Genomic DNA, 15181 nt, shown 5'->3' with positions numbered 1-15181 from the left:
CCGCACCTGAGGTGTGATCGATGCTCATAGTCATCGGACTGGTCATCATCCTGGCCGTCACCGCGGCCACGGGCTTCTTCGTGGCGCTCGAATTCGCGTACACGGCCGTCGACCGGTCCCGCCTCGAAGACATCGCGAACGACGGCGACGCCCGCCGCGCCGCCCGGGCCCGCCGGGCGCTCAAGATCTGCTCGTCCCTGTCGTTCGCCCTGTCGGGCGCGCAGCTGGGCATCACCGTCACCGCGCTGTTCGTGGGCTTCTTCGCCGAGCCGTACCTGGGCCAGGGCCTGGCCGACCTCCTCGGGGTCGCCGGCGTCCCGGCGGGCGTCTCGGTCACCATCGGCGTCACCTTCGCGTTCCTGTTCGCGAACGTCGTCCAGATGATCCTCGGCGAGCTCGGCCCCAAGAACCTCGCGATCGCCCGCACCGAAGCGCTCGCGCTCGCCCTCGCGGCGCCCACCCACGCCTACCTCACGATCTGCGGGCCCATCATCCGCTTCTTCGACGCCGCCTCCACGAAACTGCTGGGGCTCTTCGGCATCCAGCCCGTGGAGGAGCTGGAGCACAACGCCACCCCCGAAGACCTGCACCGCATCATCGACGTCTCCCGCGACGAAGGCGCCCTCGACCGGGGCCTCTCCGAACTCCTCGACCGCGGCCTCGACTTCTCCGCCACCGTCGCCGACCAGGCCATGACCCCCCGCGTCAACGTCCAGACCCTCGCGGCCGAGGCCACTGTGGCCGAAGCCGTCGAGGCGCTCGCCGGAGGCCACTCGCGCTTCCCGGTGGTGGGCGACGACGTGGACGACCTGCGCGGCGTGATCGGCCTCAACCAGATCATCGGCGTCCCGCGCGAGCACCGCGGCGCGGTCCGCGTCGGCGAGATCGCCGACCCGGCCCTGCTCGTGCCCGCCTCGCTGCCGCTGCCGACCCTGCTGGAGCGCATGCGCAGCCAGCACCGCCAGCTCGCGTGCGTCGTGGACGAGTTCGGCGGCTTCGCGGGGATCGTCACCCTCGAAGACCTCGCCGAGGAGCTGGTGGGCGAGATCCGCGACGAGCAGGACCGCTTCGAGGCCGTCCCGGTCTCGCTCGCGGGCGGCGCCTGGCTCATCCCCGGGCGCTGGCGCATCGACGAGGTCGCCGACGCCACGGGCCTCCAGCTCCCCGAAGGCGAGCACTACGAGACGATCGCCGGGCTCGTCATGGCCCAGCTCGGCCGCATCGCCCACCCGGGCGACACGGTCGACGTGGACACCGTGCCCCGGGTCGGCGACGACCCGGGGGCCGACGAGAACGCGCCCCGCCGGGTGCGGATGGTCGTCGTCTCCTGCTCCCGCCATGTGCCGCAAGCGGTCGAGCTGCGGCCCCGACCGGTGGAGGTGGACGCGTGAGCACCGGTCCCGCCCTTCTCATCTCCGCACTCCTGCTGGCCGCCAACGCCTTCTTCGTCGCCGCGGAGTTCGCGCTCGTGGCCTCCCGGCAGCACCGGCTCGAGCAGGACGGCTCCCGGGCCGCCCGGGCCGCCCTGCGCGGCACCAGGAACCTCTCGCTCATGCTCGCGGGCGCCCAGCTGGGCATCACCGCGTGCACCGTGGGCCTCGGCGCGCTCGCCGAGCCGGCGCTGGCGCACGCGATCGAGGTGCCGCTGGAGGCCCTCGGCCTCGAAGGGGCGGCGCATCCGATCGCGTTCACGATCGCGCTGCTCATCGTGGTGTTCCTGCACATGGTCGTGGGCGAGATGATGCCCAAGTCGTGGGCGATCACCCATCCCGAGGCTTCGGCGATGGCGCTGATCTGGCCGTTCACCGGGTACGTGTGGGCGACGAAGCCGATCCTCTTGGGGCTCAACCACGGTGCGAACGCGATCCTGAGGGCGCTCAAGGTCGAACCGGCCGACGAGAAGGCCCAGGCGCACTCGCCCGAGGAGCTGCGGTACCTGCTGCGGTCTTCGGCGGAGGCGGGGATGCTCGGCGAACCGGAGCACCAGATGCTCACGCACGCCATCGAAGTGCAGCGCCGCCCGGTGGGCGAGCTGTCGATCCCGTGGCGGGAGGTCGTGACGATCGCGGCCGGTTCGACTGCGGTGCAGGCGGAGGAGCGCAGCCGCGCCACGGGCCGCTCGCGCCTGGTCGTGGTGGACGCGGACGAGCGCCCGGTGGGCCTCGTCCACGTGCGCGAGGCCGTGCAGGCCGAGCCGGGGGCCGCGGTCGCGGACATGGCCGCCGCGCCGCTCCTGGTGGACGCCGAGACCACGGTGGCCGCGGCGGTGACGCTCATGCGCCGCCAGCGCGCGCAACTGGCGCTCGTCACGGGCCCGGACCGCGAGGTCACCGGCCTGGTCGCCATGGAGGACCTCCTCGAGGAGATCATGGGCGACTTCGAGGACGAGACCGACCGGGCCCGCTAACGGTTCGAACACTGTAGAGGGCCTCGCCGGAATCCCCGTTCCGGTTGAGGCCCTTTCGTATTTGCCGCTCTAGACGTTTTCGGCGCGACACGCGGCGAGGGCGTGTTCATCTCCGGTTTCGGGCCCTTCAGGCGTGATGATGACTCATCAACCGTTTCCTGTGACTCTGGAAGACCATGTCGAAATTCTTCGAGGAATCCGGGCCCGAATTCGCTGTCGCCATGCGCGGCTACGACCGCAATCAGGTCGAAGAGTTCACTTCCCGGCTGTACCAGAACATCAAAGCCCACGAGCAGCACCGCGACGAGGCGTCGCGGGCATTGGAGGCCGCGGAACAGCAGCTGCGCCGCGCCGAGGAGCGCATTTCCGCTCTGGAGCGCCGCGTCACCGACCGTGCGACGCAGATAGCCGAGGCCGAGGCGCCCACCCTGGCGGGGCTCGGCGCGCGCGTCGAGAAGATCCTGCGCGCGGCCGAGCAGGACGCGGGCGTCCAGAAGGCCGACGCGAAGCGCCAGGCCGCGTCGATGCTGAACGAGGCGCGGGCCGAGGCCGAGACGATGATGCGCACGGCCCACTCCGAGGCCGCCGAGATCACCGCGACCACCGACCAGGACGTCACCGAGATCCGCGCCCGCGCGGTGAACGAGACGACCGAGCTGCGCGAGAACGCGCGCCGCAACCACGATCTGGCCCTTGCCGACGCGCATCGTGAAGCGCAGACCGCCCAGGGCCAGTCGCGGTCCGAGGCCGAGAAGCTGCGGTCGCAGGCCGAGCGTGAGATCGCGGTCCAGCGGGCCACGGCCGAGCGCGAGGTCACCGAGCTCAAGGCGCATGCCTCCCGCGAGTCGGACGAGCAGCGCAGCGCCGCCCAGCGCCTGCTCGCCGAGGCGGCCGAGCACCGCAAGAAGAAGACGCAGGAGCTCATCCTCGCCGAGGCCGACCGGCGCGAGCGCGCCCAGAAGGAGGAGGCCGACCGGCACCAGCACGCCATCGCGACCGCGCAGCGGATCGTGTCGGAGGCGGAGGACCGGCTGGCGCTCGCCGAGGAGCGGGCCCGCAGTGCGGAGAACCGCTCGGTGGAGCGCCGCGAGGAGGCCGAGCAGCAGGCGAAGGACGCGCTGCACCGCGCGGTCGAGCAGGCGAAGATCGTGAAGGCCGATGCGGCGAAGGAGGCGGAGCGCCTGCGCCGCACCGCGGAGGAGCGCGCCGCCGAGCGCGTGCAGCCGCTCGCCGAGGAGGTCGAGGCGTTGTCGCGCCAGCGTGACAGCGCGGGCTCGAACCTGACGGACCTGCGCCGCCAGCTCGGCCTGGTCTCGGGGGAGGAGGAGCCGACGCTCGCGTCGTCCTCGTCCTCGTCCTCGTCTTCATCGTCGTCGCTGAGCTCGTCGGGCTTCGACCTGCCTTCGGCGGGCACCGGGTACGAGTCCCCGTCGTCGCTGGGGGTCTTCGAGTCCGAGTCGGCGCCGCTGCCGATCAACAAGCAGCGGGACGGTTCGGACATGGACCGCACGCAGCAGCTGCCGGTGATCCGCTAGGCCGGAGCGTCAGCACCGCATAGGCGAGGCCGCGCGCCGCGGTCGGCCGGGAAGGGAGCGAAAACGCTCTCCGCACTGGCCGACCGCGGCGCGGCCCTATATTATAAATAAACTGAACTAATTCGGTGGGGACGTGAACACCGCCCCCGCGCACCCCCCCGCGGCCCGCGAAGCCACGCGAGCCGGACAGCACCACGACCACCACAGGAGCCCCCGCACATGCAGCGCCGCATCTCGCTGATCCCGCAGCCGCAGCAGCTCACCGCCGCAGACGGCGACCTCGACCTGAGCCTCCTCAGCGCCATCGCCGCAGCGCCCGAGCTGCAACCCTTGGCCTGGCTCCTGTCGGACCTCCTGGGCCGCGGCACCGGCCTGCGCCTCCCCGTCGTCCAGAGCACCGCGAGCGACCCCGTCGACGGCCGCGTCCTGCGCCTCGCCCTCGCCGGCGACCGCCCCGAGGACTTCACGACCGCCGCCGAGGCCTACCGCCTCGACATCACCCCCGACGGCGTCGAACTCACCGCCGCCCACCCCGCCGGCATCGCCCGCGGCATCAGTACCCTCCGCCAGCTCCTCCCCGCCGACGCCCTCCGCGAAGCCCCCGCCGCCGACCCGGTCGTGCCGCTGGTGCGCATCGCCGACGAGCCGCGCCTGCGCTGGCGCGGGGTCATGCTCGACGTCGTGCGGCACTTCCAGCCCAAGGACTTCGTGCTCAAGATGATCGACCGGGCCTGGCTCCACCGGCTCAACGTCGTCCACCTGCACCTCACCGACGACCAGGGCTGGCGCTTCGAGGTGCCCACGCGACCCAAGCTCACCGAGACCGGCTCCTGGCGCGCCGAGACGAAGGTCGGCCACGCCCGCGACGAGGCCGCCGGCTACGAGCCCACCCCGCACGGCGGCTTCTTCTCCGTCTCGGACCTGCGCGAGATCGCCTCGTACGCGCGCGAGCGCCACATCATGATCGTCCCCGAGGTGAACCTGCCCGGGCACGCCCGCGCGGTGCTCGCCGCCTACCCCGAACTCGGTGCGGGGCAGAACAAACCGGTCTGCCCGACGTTCGGCGTGTTCGAAGAGGTCCTGGAGCCGACGCAGGCCGCCCTCGACTTCGCGCTCGAGGCGTACACGGCGATCGCCGAGGTCTTCGACGGCCCCTTCATCCACATCGGCGGCGACGAGGTCCCGATGACCCAGTGGGAGTCCTCCCCGGTCGCCCGCGAGCTCATGGAGCGCGAGGGCATGGAGGACGTGCGCGGCGTCCAGGCCTGGTTCACCCGCGCGTTCTGCGACCACCTCGCGAAGATGGGCAAGCGGGTCATCGGCTGGGACGAGATCCTCGACGGCGGCGCGCCCGCCGAAGCCGCCGTCCAGGTCTGGCGCACCCAGGACTACGTCGCGAAGGCCCTGGAGGCCGGGCACGAGGTCCTGGTCAGCCCGCAGTCGCACGTCTACTTCGACCACTACGAGAGCGACGACCCGAACGAGCCGCTGCGCATCCACGGCCTCACCCCGATCGAGAAGGTCGCCTCGTGGGACCCGGCGCCAGCCGGGATCGACGAGACCCGCATCCTCGGCGTGCAGTGCCAGCTGTGGTCGGAGTACCTGCCGAACCCGCGCGACGTCGAGTACGCCGCGTTCCCCCGCCTGTCCGTCTTCGCCGAGGTCGCGTGGACCAATCCCGATGTGCGCGAAGCGGAACCGGTCCTCGACCGGCTCCCGGTGCACCTGGAGCGCCTGCACGCCATGGGCATCGGCTACCGCCCGCTGGAGGGCGCGAAGCCGTGGCAGCAGGGCGGCACCGGCCGCTACCGCCGCTTCGACTGGGACTTCGTCGAGCCTGAGGCCGAGTAGGGCGCGAACCTCCTTGGAGTGAAACGAAACCCGTGCGGGCCTTCGCGAAGGCCCGCACGGGTTTTCTCTGCCATGCGTCTCAGTCCCCGGCGGCGGCGCCGGCGTATTGCGGGTCAGCAGCAGGGTCAGCAATCGGGATCGCCGGTGCCGCCGCCGGGGAGTATGCGTCCCGGGCCCCCACCGGCCCGGGCGGTACTCGCGTCAGGGACGGCCGTAGCCGTCGATGCCCATGATGTCGATGTCCGCGATCTTCACCACGGTGGTCGAGTTCGGGGCGTGGATGATCTGGCCGTCGCCGATGTAGATGGCGACGTGGCTCAGGCCGTTGTAGAAGACCAGGTCGCCTTCCTGCAGTTCGTCGCGGGAGATCCGCGCCGTCTCGTTCCACTGCATCTCGGTGTTGTGCGAGAGCGAGGTGCCCACCGAGCCCCACGCGCCCTGGGTCAGGCCCGAGCAGTCCCACTCGTCGGGGCCGTCGGCGCCGTACACGTACTGGTCGCCGAGCTGGTCGTACGCGAACTGCACGACGCCGGAGGAGCCGGAGTAGTCGCCCCAGTCCCGCGATTCCTCGGGGTTCTCCTCGGCGTAGGCGTCGTCGTACTCGTCTTCGAGGGCGTCGATCTCGTCCTCGATCGCCTTCTGCTGCTCCTCGATCTCGCCGAGGATGTCGTCGGCGCTCGCCTTGAGCGTCTCGAGCTCCGTCTTGCGGGTCTCGAGTTCCTCGACCTGCGCCAGGTTGGACGCGAGCGCGGCGTTCTCGGCGGCCGTGAGGCTCTCGAGGTACATGAGGCGGTCGGCGAAGTCCCCCGGGTCGCCGCCGAGCACGGAGTTGACCATGGCGAAGTCGCCGCCGGCGTAGGCCGAGGCGGCGTAGTCGGCCAGGGCCTCGTTCGCCGCGACGGACGCGGCCTCGAGCTCGGGCAGCTGCGCTTCGATCTCCTCGATGAGCTTGTTGGCGTCCTCGAGTTCTTCGCGCTTGGCGTTGTAGTCCTCGATGACCTTCTCGAGCTCGCTGTGCCGCTCGTCGATCTCGGCCTGGATCTCCTCGCTCGACTGCGCGTTCGCAGAGGACGAGGTGAACAGGGCGGCGGTCAGCGGGAGCAGGGCTGCGGCAGCTAGGGCGGCAGTGATTCGCCGGGTACGCACCAGGGAGGCGCTCCTTCCTTTGGCCGCCTACCGGGTTAGCTGTCGGGTTCGGGCGGAAGGAAGGGTCGCCCTACGCGTCCGTTCGACGCGATTCACCCCGTCGGCTCTGCGATGAACGCCGACTGCTGGTTCCCCGGTTCAGTGGAGCTGGGGGCTCCTCCGACTCGGCGGTGCCGCGCGGCGGGTGCGGGGTGCCCCCGAGTTTCCGACGCGACGGGTTCACGTTAGAGGCCCTTGTGGCCCTTGACAAGGGCGGGGGGAGAATTTTTCACACAATGGCACGGAATACTACGGGCCGCTTCACCTGGCTAACGAGCAGTTGCCGAGATACCCCAGAGGGGTATACACTGGCGACTGGAGGACCGAGCACACGAAAGGTGTGACATGAGCGAGCAGACCGACCGCACCGGAGTCGCCGGCGACACGCCCCCGGCACCGGAAGCGCACGGCCACGACGGACACTACTGGTACCACGGCGACAAGGCCGCGCTCACGCGCCGCCTCAAGCGCATCGAGGGCCAGATCCGGGGCATCGAGCGGATGGTCGAAGGCGATGAGTACTGCATCGACATCCTGACCCAGATCTCGGCGTCCACCAAGGGGCTCCAGGCCGTCGCGCTCAACCTTCTCGAAGGCCACCTGGCCCACTGCGTCGCGGAGGCGCAGACCTCGGGTGACCCGACCGCCGCCCAAGCCAAGGTCAAAGAGGCCTCGGACGCGGTGGCCCGACTGCTCAGAACCTGAACACCCGCCACCCACAGAGCCGCCGGCAGGCTCGCAAGCTCGCCTTAGGAGTAGCCATGGAAACCGTGTACGAAGTCAAGGGCATGACCTGCGGCCACTGCGTCGGCAGCGTCACCCAGGAACTCTCCGCCCTCCCCGGCGTCGAGTCCGTCGACGTCGTCCTGGAGACCGGCAAGGTCACCGTCAAGAGCGAGGCCGCCCTCACCGAGGACGCGGTCCGCGAGGCCGTGGACGAGGCCGGCTACGAGCTCGTCGGCGTCGCGAACTAACGGTTCGCAAGATCGCCGCCGGCTCCTGAAAGAGCCGAATACAGCAGAGTGCTATGGCCCTGAACACCCGTTCACCGGGTGTTCAGGGCCTCGTCATTGCCGCCGGGGCGACTCGCTGCGTTAAAGTCGAGGGCATGGCAGTCTCCGACGACGAACGCCCCGTCTCCGACGACCTCCGCGCCGTCGAGCTCGACGAGGACTTCTCGGTGCTCCCGGACCAGACCTCCGACGACACCGACCGCGGCTGGGGCGAAGCCCCCGTCCGCCGCCCCCGCAAGGCCGAGTTCTCGGCCCGGGACCTCGACCTCCTGGCCGAGCGCCCCCCGCACTGGTAGCGGCTACCAGGACCGCAGCCGCTTCAAACGCCCGCTTGCCGGGTTCACTGCCGCCCTCACAACGCCCTCCGACCGCCCTTCGACCCGCTTGGGTCGCTCTCCGAGTTCACCGGGGCGTCAAGAACCTCTGGGCCCGCCCTCCGGGTTCACCGCCGTGAACGTGCTGCCGACCGCGATGTTGTCGTGGAACACCGCGCGCGTGGACACATTGGACGGGGCCGTCCGCCACGCCGGCTTGTAGATGCCCCACTTCAGGTACCCGATCGTCGTGGGCACATCGTTGTAGGTGTTCGCCCCCTGCCTATCGGCGACCTTCACCCAGCCCAGGGCCTTCGACGTCTGGTGCCAGACCTGGATCCGGCCGTCCGCGCCCTCGCTCCAGTCGAACTTGAACACGAAGTCGTTCCACTGGCCGGGCTTCACCGCTCCAAGGTCCTGGGCCTGCTTCACCACTGAGGTCTCCGTCGAGCACGCCGCCGAGTCCGAGTTGTACCGCAGTCGCCACTGGCCGTTGGTGTGCACGGACAGGAACGCGCTCGGTCCCCTGTCCTTGAAGTCGCACGAGTCCTTGTAGTTGTGCCACTGGAAGACGATGTCCTCACTGGTCTCGTCGAACACCCATGTGCTGGGGATGTAGACGCTGAACCCGTAGTACACCGAGTCGCCGGAGTCGAAGTGCGTCGCCTCGATCGTCTCGGTGTGGCTCTCGGCGCGCGGCCCGTCCGCTGCCGAGTCGCCATAGCGCACTTCGTGCTTGACCGCGCCGATGCCGTTGCGCGACAGTGTGGTCGTATCGATCGAGTACCCGCAGCACTCGTTCACGCCGAGGCCGGCAACGCCTGAGTCGACCGTTCCGGACTCGTACTCGACGCGCAGCACGGGAGTGTTCTCGTCGGCCACTGCGACCAGCGAAGGGGATACGGCGAGTGCGACGGCCGCGAAACCGGCCGCGCCCAGCAGCGCAAAACGCCGCGAACGGGGTGAGAGGGTCATGCCGCGATCCTAGCGACCCCATGCCGCATGAAACGTGGCTGACAGCCGACGCACCAGCCCTTACCCTGGACGTCCGCCGACCAGAAGGACGGACACCATGCCTTTCACCACGATGGACGACGGCGCCCCCGATGGCCTTGCGACAGAGGATTTCATCCTCCGGCCGATCAGGGCCGCCGATGCCGAGCTGGACTACGCCGCGGTGATGGAGAGCAGGGAGTACCTGCGCGGATGGGAACAGACGGGGTGGCCTGAAGAGGACTTCACCGTCGAGGCCAATCGCGAGGACTTGGAGAAGATGGAGCGATGGCACGCCAACGGTGACGGTTTCTCGTACACGGTGATGAACCCGGCCGAAACAGAGTGTCTTGGCTGTGTCTACCTCAGGTCGACGAACGCACCCGCGTACGCGGGCGCGCGTATCACTCCAGTCGGCGATACTCGGTGGGAAGCCTACGAAGCCACGGTCTCCTACTGGGTTCGCAGGTCGCGACTCGAAACGGCGACCGATCGCGCCTTGCTCGACGCGCTTCGGGCATGGCTGGCGAAGGACTGGAGCCTTCAGGGCCATCTCTTCGTCACCAGCGAACTGTTCACGCAGCAGGTCGACATGATCGACCGCACCGATCTCCAACTTCGTTTCACGGTCGAGAAGCCGAACAAACCCGGCCGATATCTCGCCTACGAATAGACGAACCGGTAAGGCCGAATCCTTCCACGCGTCTCGCGCCCGCAAGGACCGCGGCGGCCACCGCGTCTAGCACCGGCATCCCTGCAGCAGTTCACGACCCGATCTCCCAATGGAGTACTAGGTCAGCCCGGTGCTGGGCCCAGTCTGCGGTCCGCAGCACCCGGGCCGCGATCCAACCGGATCGCGGCCCGAGCGACTTTCAGCGTGAACTGTGTACGTGGGTGTTTGTGGGTTGCGGAGCGGTCAGCCGTTGCATTCGTGGGTGATGGTGGCCCAGACGCGTTGTGCGTGGGCGATGATCGGTTCGTGGTGGTCGGTGGCCCATTCGACGTGGAGTGGTGCCGAGACTCGGAGGCCCGCTTCGGTGGTGTCGAGTCGGATGACCGATCCGAGTGGCTCGGGTTCGGGTCCGGTGATGATCACGCGCAGGCGCGGCTGCTTCAGGACCGGTTCGAAGCGGAGCAGGCGACCGTCGACCCAGGCGGTGGCGATGAACTGCAACCGGTTCACGGCACGGCCACCTCTCCGAACGCGCGGTGCGCGTCGAACATCTGCTCCCACCGGGTGATGTAGGGCAGGGGCGAAGGTCGGGATCGTTCCTGGCGGGGCCGATCGCGCCAGTGCTCAGCACCTTGAGCCTCCCGGTCCGACTGCGCCGCGCTGCCGCTGGACGTTCCGGTCGGCTGTGTGGTGCCGCGATCCGGTTGGGGCGCTTTAGCTTCGCGATGAGTCTCCGCCTGGTGCACCGCCGACTCGGTCGGCCCGGGTTGGGGTTCCCGCGTGTCGCGGGCGGTTGCGGACAGCCGGATTCTCGCGGCTTGCACGCTCCGGGCCGCCTGCGCCATTTGCGCTCCTGGCATCGGCCGCGCCTGCGGCAGCACGATCGGGACGGGCTCCGGTGCCCAATCCGCTTGCGGTCCAGCCTGTCGAGGCAACCTCACCGGCGACTGCGACTGCGACTGCGACTGCGACTGCGACTGCGACCGCTGCGCGCTCGGGGCCGGCGCGATGGCCATACGTTCGTTACGGGTCTTGAAAGGCGCGATGATCCACCGGATCATCCGCAGGACGGCCGCGACCGGTCGCCGGTGCTGGGAGTCCAACGCCTGCCGGTCGACCCAGTGAGCAGCGGCGAGCTCGGAGGACTTGATGACGAACCGGTCCCACGCGTCTTCACGCAACTTCTCGAACCGCCACGGCTCCTCCTGCGCCGCTTCGCCTCCCGCCCGATCCTCGTGTTCCTCCTGCCAGAACCGAGGCCGGCGGCGCGGAGTGGACCGGCCTGAGGAGGCCGGGTACTGCGGCACCTCGCTCGAGTTTCCAGATCCGTGCTTCGGTCGCCGTTCGGGCTCCGTCTCGGCCTGGTCGGCTTCGGCGGCTTCCTCGGTGCCTTGTGCTGCCTCCCATGGCGGGACGGGGTCGGGGAGTTCGTTGCGGCGGTGGCGGCCGGTGCGCCGGTCGGGCCGCCAACCCGGCGAGCCGAACACGCCCGGGTCGTCGGGGTCGTGCGGCCGGTCGCGGTCGATGATCCAGGTGTCGCCGGGCCGGTGGCGCAGGTGCGGGGGCTCGTAGCGGGGGCTCCAGGGGTCGGAGTCGGGGGCGTCGAGGTCGGTGAGGTCGGGCCGGGTCTGGTACCGGTAGGCGCCGGGGGTCATCGGATCGGGTGAGCCGTCGGCCAGGAACAGGCGACGCCCGGCCCAGTCGTACCAGCCGTCGACGTGCTCGAACAGGCCCGGGTTGGCCGGGTGCGGGTAGGCGCGGTTGTGTCGGGGGTCGTCCGATTGCGCGTTTCGGCCTACCGGCTCGCGCCGGTTTCGGCGTACGCTGACAGAGACCATGGAGGGCTTCCTTCCTTGGTTTAGGGAGGGCGAGCCGCGCAAGTTTTAGCGGACGTGAGCGGCTCGCCCATCTGATTCAGTTGTGTCGAAATCCGCCCACTGGGCGGTTCTTTCACATTGACACACACATGCGACTGATTCCAGTCAGCGACACACCCCCGTGCAAAAGCGTCTAGATGGCCGGTGAGCCCTACCTGCTAGGGGCTGAACAAGCTTGAAGGGGACGCGGCCCACGGGCCGCGTCCCCTTTGTAGTCGGCAGGTCTTCCCGCGACCTCCGTTAACGCCGCCTGGAAGTCCGGGTTGTACTTGGTGTAGCAGGTGTGGGCCGTCCCGGCTTCGGTTTCGGCGTACGACCATTGGCCTGCTTCGGCGACGCCTCGCATGGAGCCGCCGCCCATGATCGCGGTCGAGCTGTGGCGGTTGGTCGGGTGGTAGTAGTTCGAAATGCACTTGGTCGACCACCAGTTCGACCCCGATGCGGTGCCTTGGCACCAGGTGCCGCCGTCGACGTCCTTGCAGACCACGCTCTCTTGAACGAACCGGGGCGCCGCGGCGTGGGCGGTCGTGGCGGTTCCGGTGAGGAGCATGGTCGCGGCCGCGAGGACCACTAGGACGCTGCGTGTCGTGCGCTGCATTGCGCGTTCTCCTTTTGATGTCGTTCGCCCCTGTGGCGCAAGCGAATCGAAGCTATCACTTGTGGTGATGCGACATTCACGTTCGGTGAAATTCCGGCTTGACGGTCCGAATTCCGACACTTTCGCAAAGAGCCGAAAAGGGCCGACGCATCGCGTCGGCCCTTTTCGGCAGTTTCCCCTGTGTCTATTTGGCTTCGACCAGTGCCACCTCCTCCTTCTCGGTCTCCTCGGCCGGGGCCGCGTCGGTCGGAGCCACGTGCCTCAGGGTCTTCAGCGTGAGGATGATGGCGACGACCGCGAGTCCGGCGGCGACGAGGCCGACGGTGTTGAGGCCGCTGGTGAAGGCGCTCTTCGCGGTCTCGACGAGCGGTCCGGCGGTGTCGGCGGGCAGTTCGGCGGCGACCTTGAGGGCCCCCGGGAGGGTCTCGGCGGCCTGTTCGGCCTGGTCGGCGGTGAGGCCGTCGACCGCGCCGTCAGCCTTGAGCCCGTAGACGACCGAGCCGATGCTGCCGAGGACGGCGACGCCCAGGGCGGTTCCGAGGTCGCTCGCGGTGGAGTTCACGGCCGAGGCCGCGCCGGCCTTCTCGGGCGGGGCCGAGCCGATGACCAGGCCCGGCGCCAGTGCCATGGCCGGGGCGATGCCCGGGTAGAGGACGTAGAACCCGGCGATGAGCAGCGGCAGGCCGCCCGTGCTGTCCACCAGGGCGATCAGGACGTAACCGACGGCGGAGAGGACGAGTCCGGCGCTGATGACGTACGCCGGGCGCACCTTGCGGGCGATGATCGGCGTGAGCGTCGAGACCGCCACCAGGGCGATCGCGGCGGGCAGGATCCACAGGCCCGCTTCGAGCGGCGACTGGTCGGCGACCAGCTGCAGGTACTGCGTGAACAGCAGGTACACGCCGCCGAGGGCGACCGCGGAGAGCAGGAACATGCCGAGCGCGCCGGAGAAGGTGCGGTTGCTGAACAGGCGCACGTCGAGCAGCGGCTCCTCCAGGCGCAGCTGGCGCCGGGCGAACGCGATGCCGAAGCCGATGCCGGCGAGCAGGGTCACGACCGAGGTGGCGTCGATGCCGGTCTCGGCGAGGTGCTTGACGCCGTAGATGAACGGCAGCAGGGTGGCCAGGGAGAAGACGACGCTGAGCAGGTCGACGCGTCCGGCGTTCGGGTCGCGGTACTCGGGCACCAGGAACGGCACGGTCACCAGGACCAGGGCCATGACCGGGACGCCGATGAGCAGCGCCGCGCCCCACCACAGGGTCTCCAGGAGCAGGCCGCCGACGAGCGGGCCGAGGGCGACGCCGGCGGAGATCGCCGAGGCCCACAGTCCGATCGCGACGCCCTTCTGGCGTGCGTCGGCGAACATGTTGGTGATCAAGGAGAGCGTGGCGGGCATGATCGCCGCCGCGCCGAGGCCCATCAAGGCCCGGCCCGCGATGAGCAGCTCCGGATTGGGTGCATAAGCCGAGAGTGCGGAGGCCGCGCCGAAGAGGGCGGCACCGGCCAGCAGGAGCTTGCGGCGTCCCAGGCGGTCGCCGAGGGTGCCGAAGGTGACCAGGAAGCCGGCCATGATGAACCCGTAGATGTCGTTGATCCACAACACCTGTGCGCCGCTGGGGCGCAGGTCGGCGGCGATGTACGGGGTGGCGAGGAACAGGACGGTCATCGCCAGGAACAAGAGGGTCGTGGGCAGCAGGAGCACTGACAGGCCCAGCCATTCGCGTGTCCCCGCGCGCGGGGCGGTCGTGGTCGTCATGGGAGTTGCCTTTCGATAAATGGTGGTCGGTTTCAGCGGGGCCCTCGCGGGGAGTTATGACGATCACGGCGAGGACCCCGGGCTTGGGGGCGGCTAGTTCGGGACGGCGATGCCTTGGGCGAAGCCGCCGTCTACGGGCAGTTCGGCCGCGGTGGTGTAGGTGGCGTCGAAGGCGAGGAACAGGGCCGCCTTGGCGACTTCTTCGACCGTGCCGTGGCGTTTGAACGGCGTGGTCTCGTTGCCCTCCTGCTCGAACGCGGCGCGTTCGGCGTCGGTGAGCCCGGCGACGCCCATGGTCGGCGTCTTGATGTAGCCGGGCGCGACGGCGTTGACGCGGATGCGGCGGGGCAGGAACTCGGCGGCGAGGACCTTCGCGATCGCCTGCAGCGCTTCCTTGGAGCCGGAGTAGTTCGCGATGCCCGGGTAGACGTGGTCGTTGGCGACGGTGGTGAGGACGAACGCGCCCTCGTCGCGGACCAGCGGGGCGAGCGCCTTGACGGTGAACAGCGCGCCCTTGGTGTTGATGTCGAAGTGGCGGTCGAAGGACGCTTCGGTGATCTGGTCGAGGGTCTCGATCTCGGCGATGCCGTGGTTGAGGAACACCGCGTCGAGCGTCCCGAGCCGCTCGGCGGCGAGCTCGCCGAGCGCGGCGATGTCGGCCAGGCTGGCCGCGTCGGAGCGGACCACGTGGACCGCCCGTCCGGCGAGGCGCGTGCGGGCCGCTTCGAGCTTCTGCTCGTTGCGTCCGGTGGTGATCACCTCGGCGCCGCCGTCCAGCAGCGACTCCACGATCGCCAGCCCCATACCGTGGGTGCCGCCGGTGACGACTGCCTTCCTACCTGCCAGATCGCTCATGGTGCTCCTCCTCTGTGGATCGGGAGTTTCGCTCTCCCGCTTGCCTGAGGACAACCATGGGCCCGCCCGCTTGCGGTCCGCTGGAGCTCTGCTGGAGGCCCGCTTGCGGCCGCCCGGATACGCT

The 15181-nt window shown here is 69.6% G+C and carries 14 protein-coding genes, 1 pseudogene and 1 riboswitch; of the genes and pseudogenes, 8 read left to right on the top strand and 7 right to left on the bottom strand.

Translation table 11 applies throughout. The features are described from left to right. The first annotated feature begins 20 nt into the window (after nt 1-20). From QWI33_RS13455 to QWI33_RS13440, 4 genes are all read left to right on the top strand, one after another. Nucleotides 21-1391 carry a hemolysin family protein gene (locus QWI33_RS13455; protein WP_289957654.1) on the top strand — a complete coding sequence of 457 codons (1371 nt, stop codon included), beginning with the start codon at nt 21-23 and terminating at the stop codon, nt 1389-1391. After that, complete coding sequence (locus tag QWI33_RS13450; RefSeq protein WP_289957653.1) at nt 1388-2407, top strand: hemolysin family protein; 1020 nt, start codon at nt 1388-1390, stop codon at nt 2405-2407. The genes QWI33_RS13455 and QWI33_RS13450 overlap by 4 nt, the downstream gene beginning before the upstream one ends. Nucleotides 2408-2583: 176 nt before the next feature. Beyond that, nucleotides 2584-3942 (top strand): coiled-coil domain-containing protein, encoded by a 1359-nt coding sequence (locus QWI33_RS13445; RefSeq protein WP_289957652.1) that lies wholly within the window; start codon nt 2584-2586, stop codon nt 3940-3942. Between the two features lie 219 nt (nt 3943-4161). Continuing rightward, complete coding sequence (locus tag QWI33_RS13440; RefSeq protein WP_289957651.1) at nt 4162-5793, top strand: beta-N-acetylhexosaminidase; 1632 nt, start codon at nt 4162-4164, stop codon at nt 5791-5793. A gap of 201 nt (nt 5794-5994) precedes the next feature. Here the strand turns inward: QWI33_RS13440 and QWI33_RS13435 are convergent, their stop codons facing one another. Further along, a complete protein-coding gene (locus QWI33_RS13435; RefSeq protein WP_289957650.1) occupies nt 5995-6939 on the bottom strand; it encodes a C40 family peptidase in 945 nt (314 codons plus the stop codon). A gap of 8 nt (nt 6940-6947) precedes the next feature. Next, a riboswitch (cyclic di-AMP (ydaO/yuaA leader) is annotated at nt 6948-7119 on the bottom strand. A 204-nt stretch (nt 7120-7323) separates the two neighbouring features. On the opposite strand from QWI33_RS13435, the gene QWI33_RS13430 reads away from it, so the two are divergent. From QWI33_RS13430 to QWI33_RS13420, 3 genes and pseudogenes are all read left to right on the top strand, one after another. Continuing rightward, nucleotides 7324-7683, top strand: coding sequence for a metal-sensitive transcriptional regulator (locus QWI33_RS13430; RefSeq protein WP_270115476.1), 360 nt, complete (start codon nt 7324-7326; stop codon nt 7681-7683). A 53-nt stretch (nt 7684-7736) separates the two neighbouring features. Then, nucleotides 7737-7952 (top strand): annotated as a pseudogene (locus QWI33_RS13425) (heavy-metal-associated domain-containing protein); the annotation flags it as partial. A gap of 134 nt (nt 7953-8086) precedes the next feature. Then, the gene (locus QWI33_RS13420; protein ID WP_289957648.1) at nt 8087-8287 is read left to right on the top strand and encodes a hypothetical protein; all 201 of its coding nucleotides are present in this window, start codon (nt 8087-8089) and stop codon (nt 8285-8287) included. 117 nt (nt 8288-8404) lie between these two features. Here QWI33_RS13420 and QWI33_RS13415 read toward each other — a convergent pair whose 3' ends face one another. Continuing rightward, complete coding sequence (locus tag QWI33_RS13415) at nt 8405-9280, bottom strand: polysaccharide lyase family 20 protein (RefSeq protein ID WP_289957647.1); 876 nt, start codon at nt 9278-9280, stop codon at nt 8405-8407. 97 nt (nt 9281-9377) lie between these two features. On the opposite strand from QWI33_RS13415, the gene QWI33_RS13410 reads away from it, so the two are divergent. After that, nucleotides 9378-9971 (top strand): GNAT family N-acetyltransferase, encoded by a 594-nt coding sequence (locus QWI33_RS13410; protein WP_289957646.1) that lies wholly within the window; start codon nt 9378-9380, stop codon nt 9969-9971. A 243-nt stretch (nt 9972-10214) separates the two neighbouring features. On the opposite strand, the gene QWI33_RS13405 is transcribed toward QWI33_RS13410, so the two are convergent. The 5 genes from QWI33_RS13405 to QWI33_RS13385 form a co-directional block, all read right to left on the bottom strand. Then, nucleotides 10215-10481, bottom strand: a complete 267-nt coding sequence (locus QWI33_RS13405; protein ID WP_289957645.1) for a hypothetical protein — start codon at nt 10479-10481, stop codon at nt 10215-10217. Next, complete coding sequence (locus QWI33_RS13400; protein ID WP_289957644.1) at nt 10478-11809, bottom strand: hypothetical protein; 1332 nt, start codon at nt 11807-11809, stop codon at nt 10478-10480. Before QWI33_RS13400 ends, QWI33_RS13405 begins: the two co-directional genes overlap by 4 nt. Nucleotides 11810-11999: 190 nt before the next feature. Then, the gene (locus tag QWI33_RS13395; protein ID WP_289957643.1) at nt 12000-12446 is read right to left on the bottom strand and encodes a lactococcin 972 family bacteriocin; all 447 of its coding nucleotides are present in this window, start codon (nt 12444-12446) and stop codon (nt 12000-12002) included. A gap of 184 nt (nt 12447-12630) precedes the next feature. Further along, a complete protein-coding gene (locus QWI33_RS13390) occupies nt 12631-14202 on the bottom strand; it encodes an MFS transporter (protein ID WP_289957642.1) in 1572 nt (523 codons plus the stop codon). Between the two features lie 93 nt (nt 14203-14295). Then, entirely contained in the window at nt 14296-15057 is a 762-nt protein-coding gene (locus QWI33_RS13385; protein ID WP_289957641.1) for an SDR family oxidoreductase, read from the bottom strand. Between the last annotated feature and the right edge of the window lie 124 nt (nt 15058-15181).

The organism is Glycomyces tritici, assembly GCF_030403505.1.
This window is presented reverse-complemented; position numbering and strand designations above follow the sequence as displayed.

What these genes read in the sequence shown, in the direction of transcription:
- QWI33_RS13440 (WP_289957651.1), top strand. Translation starts at nt 4,162, where the DNA reads ATGCAGCGCCGCATCTCGCTGATCCCGCAGCCGCAGCAGCTCACCGCC.
- QWI33_RS13455 (WP_289957654.1), top strand. Translation starts at nt 21, where the DNA reads ATGCTCATAGTCATCGGACTGGTCATCATCCTGGCCGTCACCGCGGCC.
- QWI33_RS13420 (WP_289957648.1), top strand. Translation starts at nt 8,087, where the DNA reads ATGGCAGTCTCCGACGACGAACGCCCCGTCTCCGACGACCTCCGCGCC.
- QWI33_RS13390 (WP_289957642.1), bottom strand. Translation starts at nt 14,202, where the DNA reads ATGACGACCACGACCGCCCCGCGCGCGGGGACACGCGAATGGCTGGGC.
- QWI33_RS13395 (WP_289957643.1), bottom strand. Translation starts at nt 12,446, where the DNA reads ATGCAGCGCACGACACGCAGCGTCCTAGTGGTCCTCGCGGCCGCGACC.
- QWI33_RS13385 (WP_289957641.1), bottom strand. Translation starts at nt 15,057, where the DNA reads ATGAGCGATCTGGCAGGTAGGAAGGCAGTCGTCACCGGCGGCACCCAC.
- QWI33_RS13445 (WP_289957652.1), top strand. Translation starts at nt 2,584, where the DNA reads ATGTCGAAATTCTTCGAGGAATCCGGGCCCGAATTCGCTGTCGCCATG.
- QWI33_RS13430 (WP_270115476.1), top strand. Translation starts at nt 7,324, where the DNA reads ATGAGCGAGCAGACCGACCGCACCGGAGTCGCCGGCGACACGCCCCCG.
- QWI33_RS13410 (WP_289957646.1), top strand. Translation starts at nt 9,378, where the DNA reads ATGCCTTTCACCACGATGGACGACGGCGCCCCCGATGGCCTTGCGACA.
- QWI33_RS13415 (WP_289957647.1), bottom strand. Translation starts at nt 9,280, where the DNA reads ATGACCCTCTCACCCCGTTCGCGGCGTTTTGCGCTGCTGGGCGCGGCC.
- QWI33_RS13400 (WP_289957644.1), bottom strand. Translation starts at nt 11,809, where the DNA reads ATGGTCTCTGTCAGCGTACGCCGAAACCGGCGCGAGCCGGTAGGCCGA.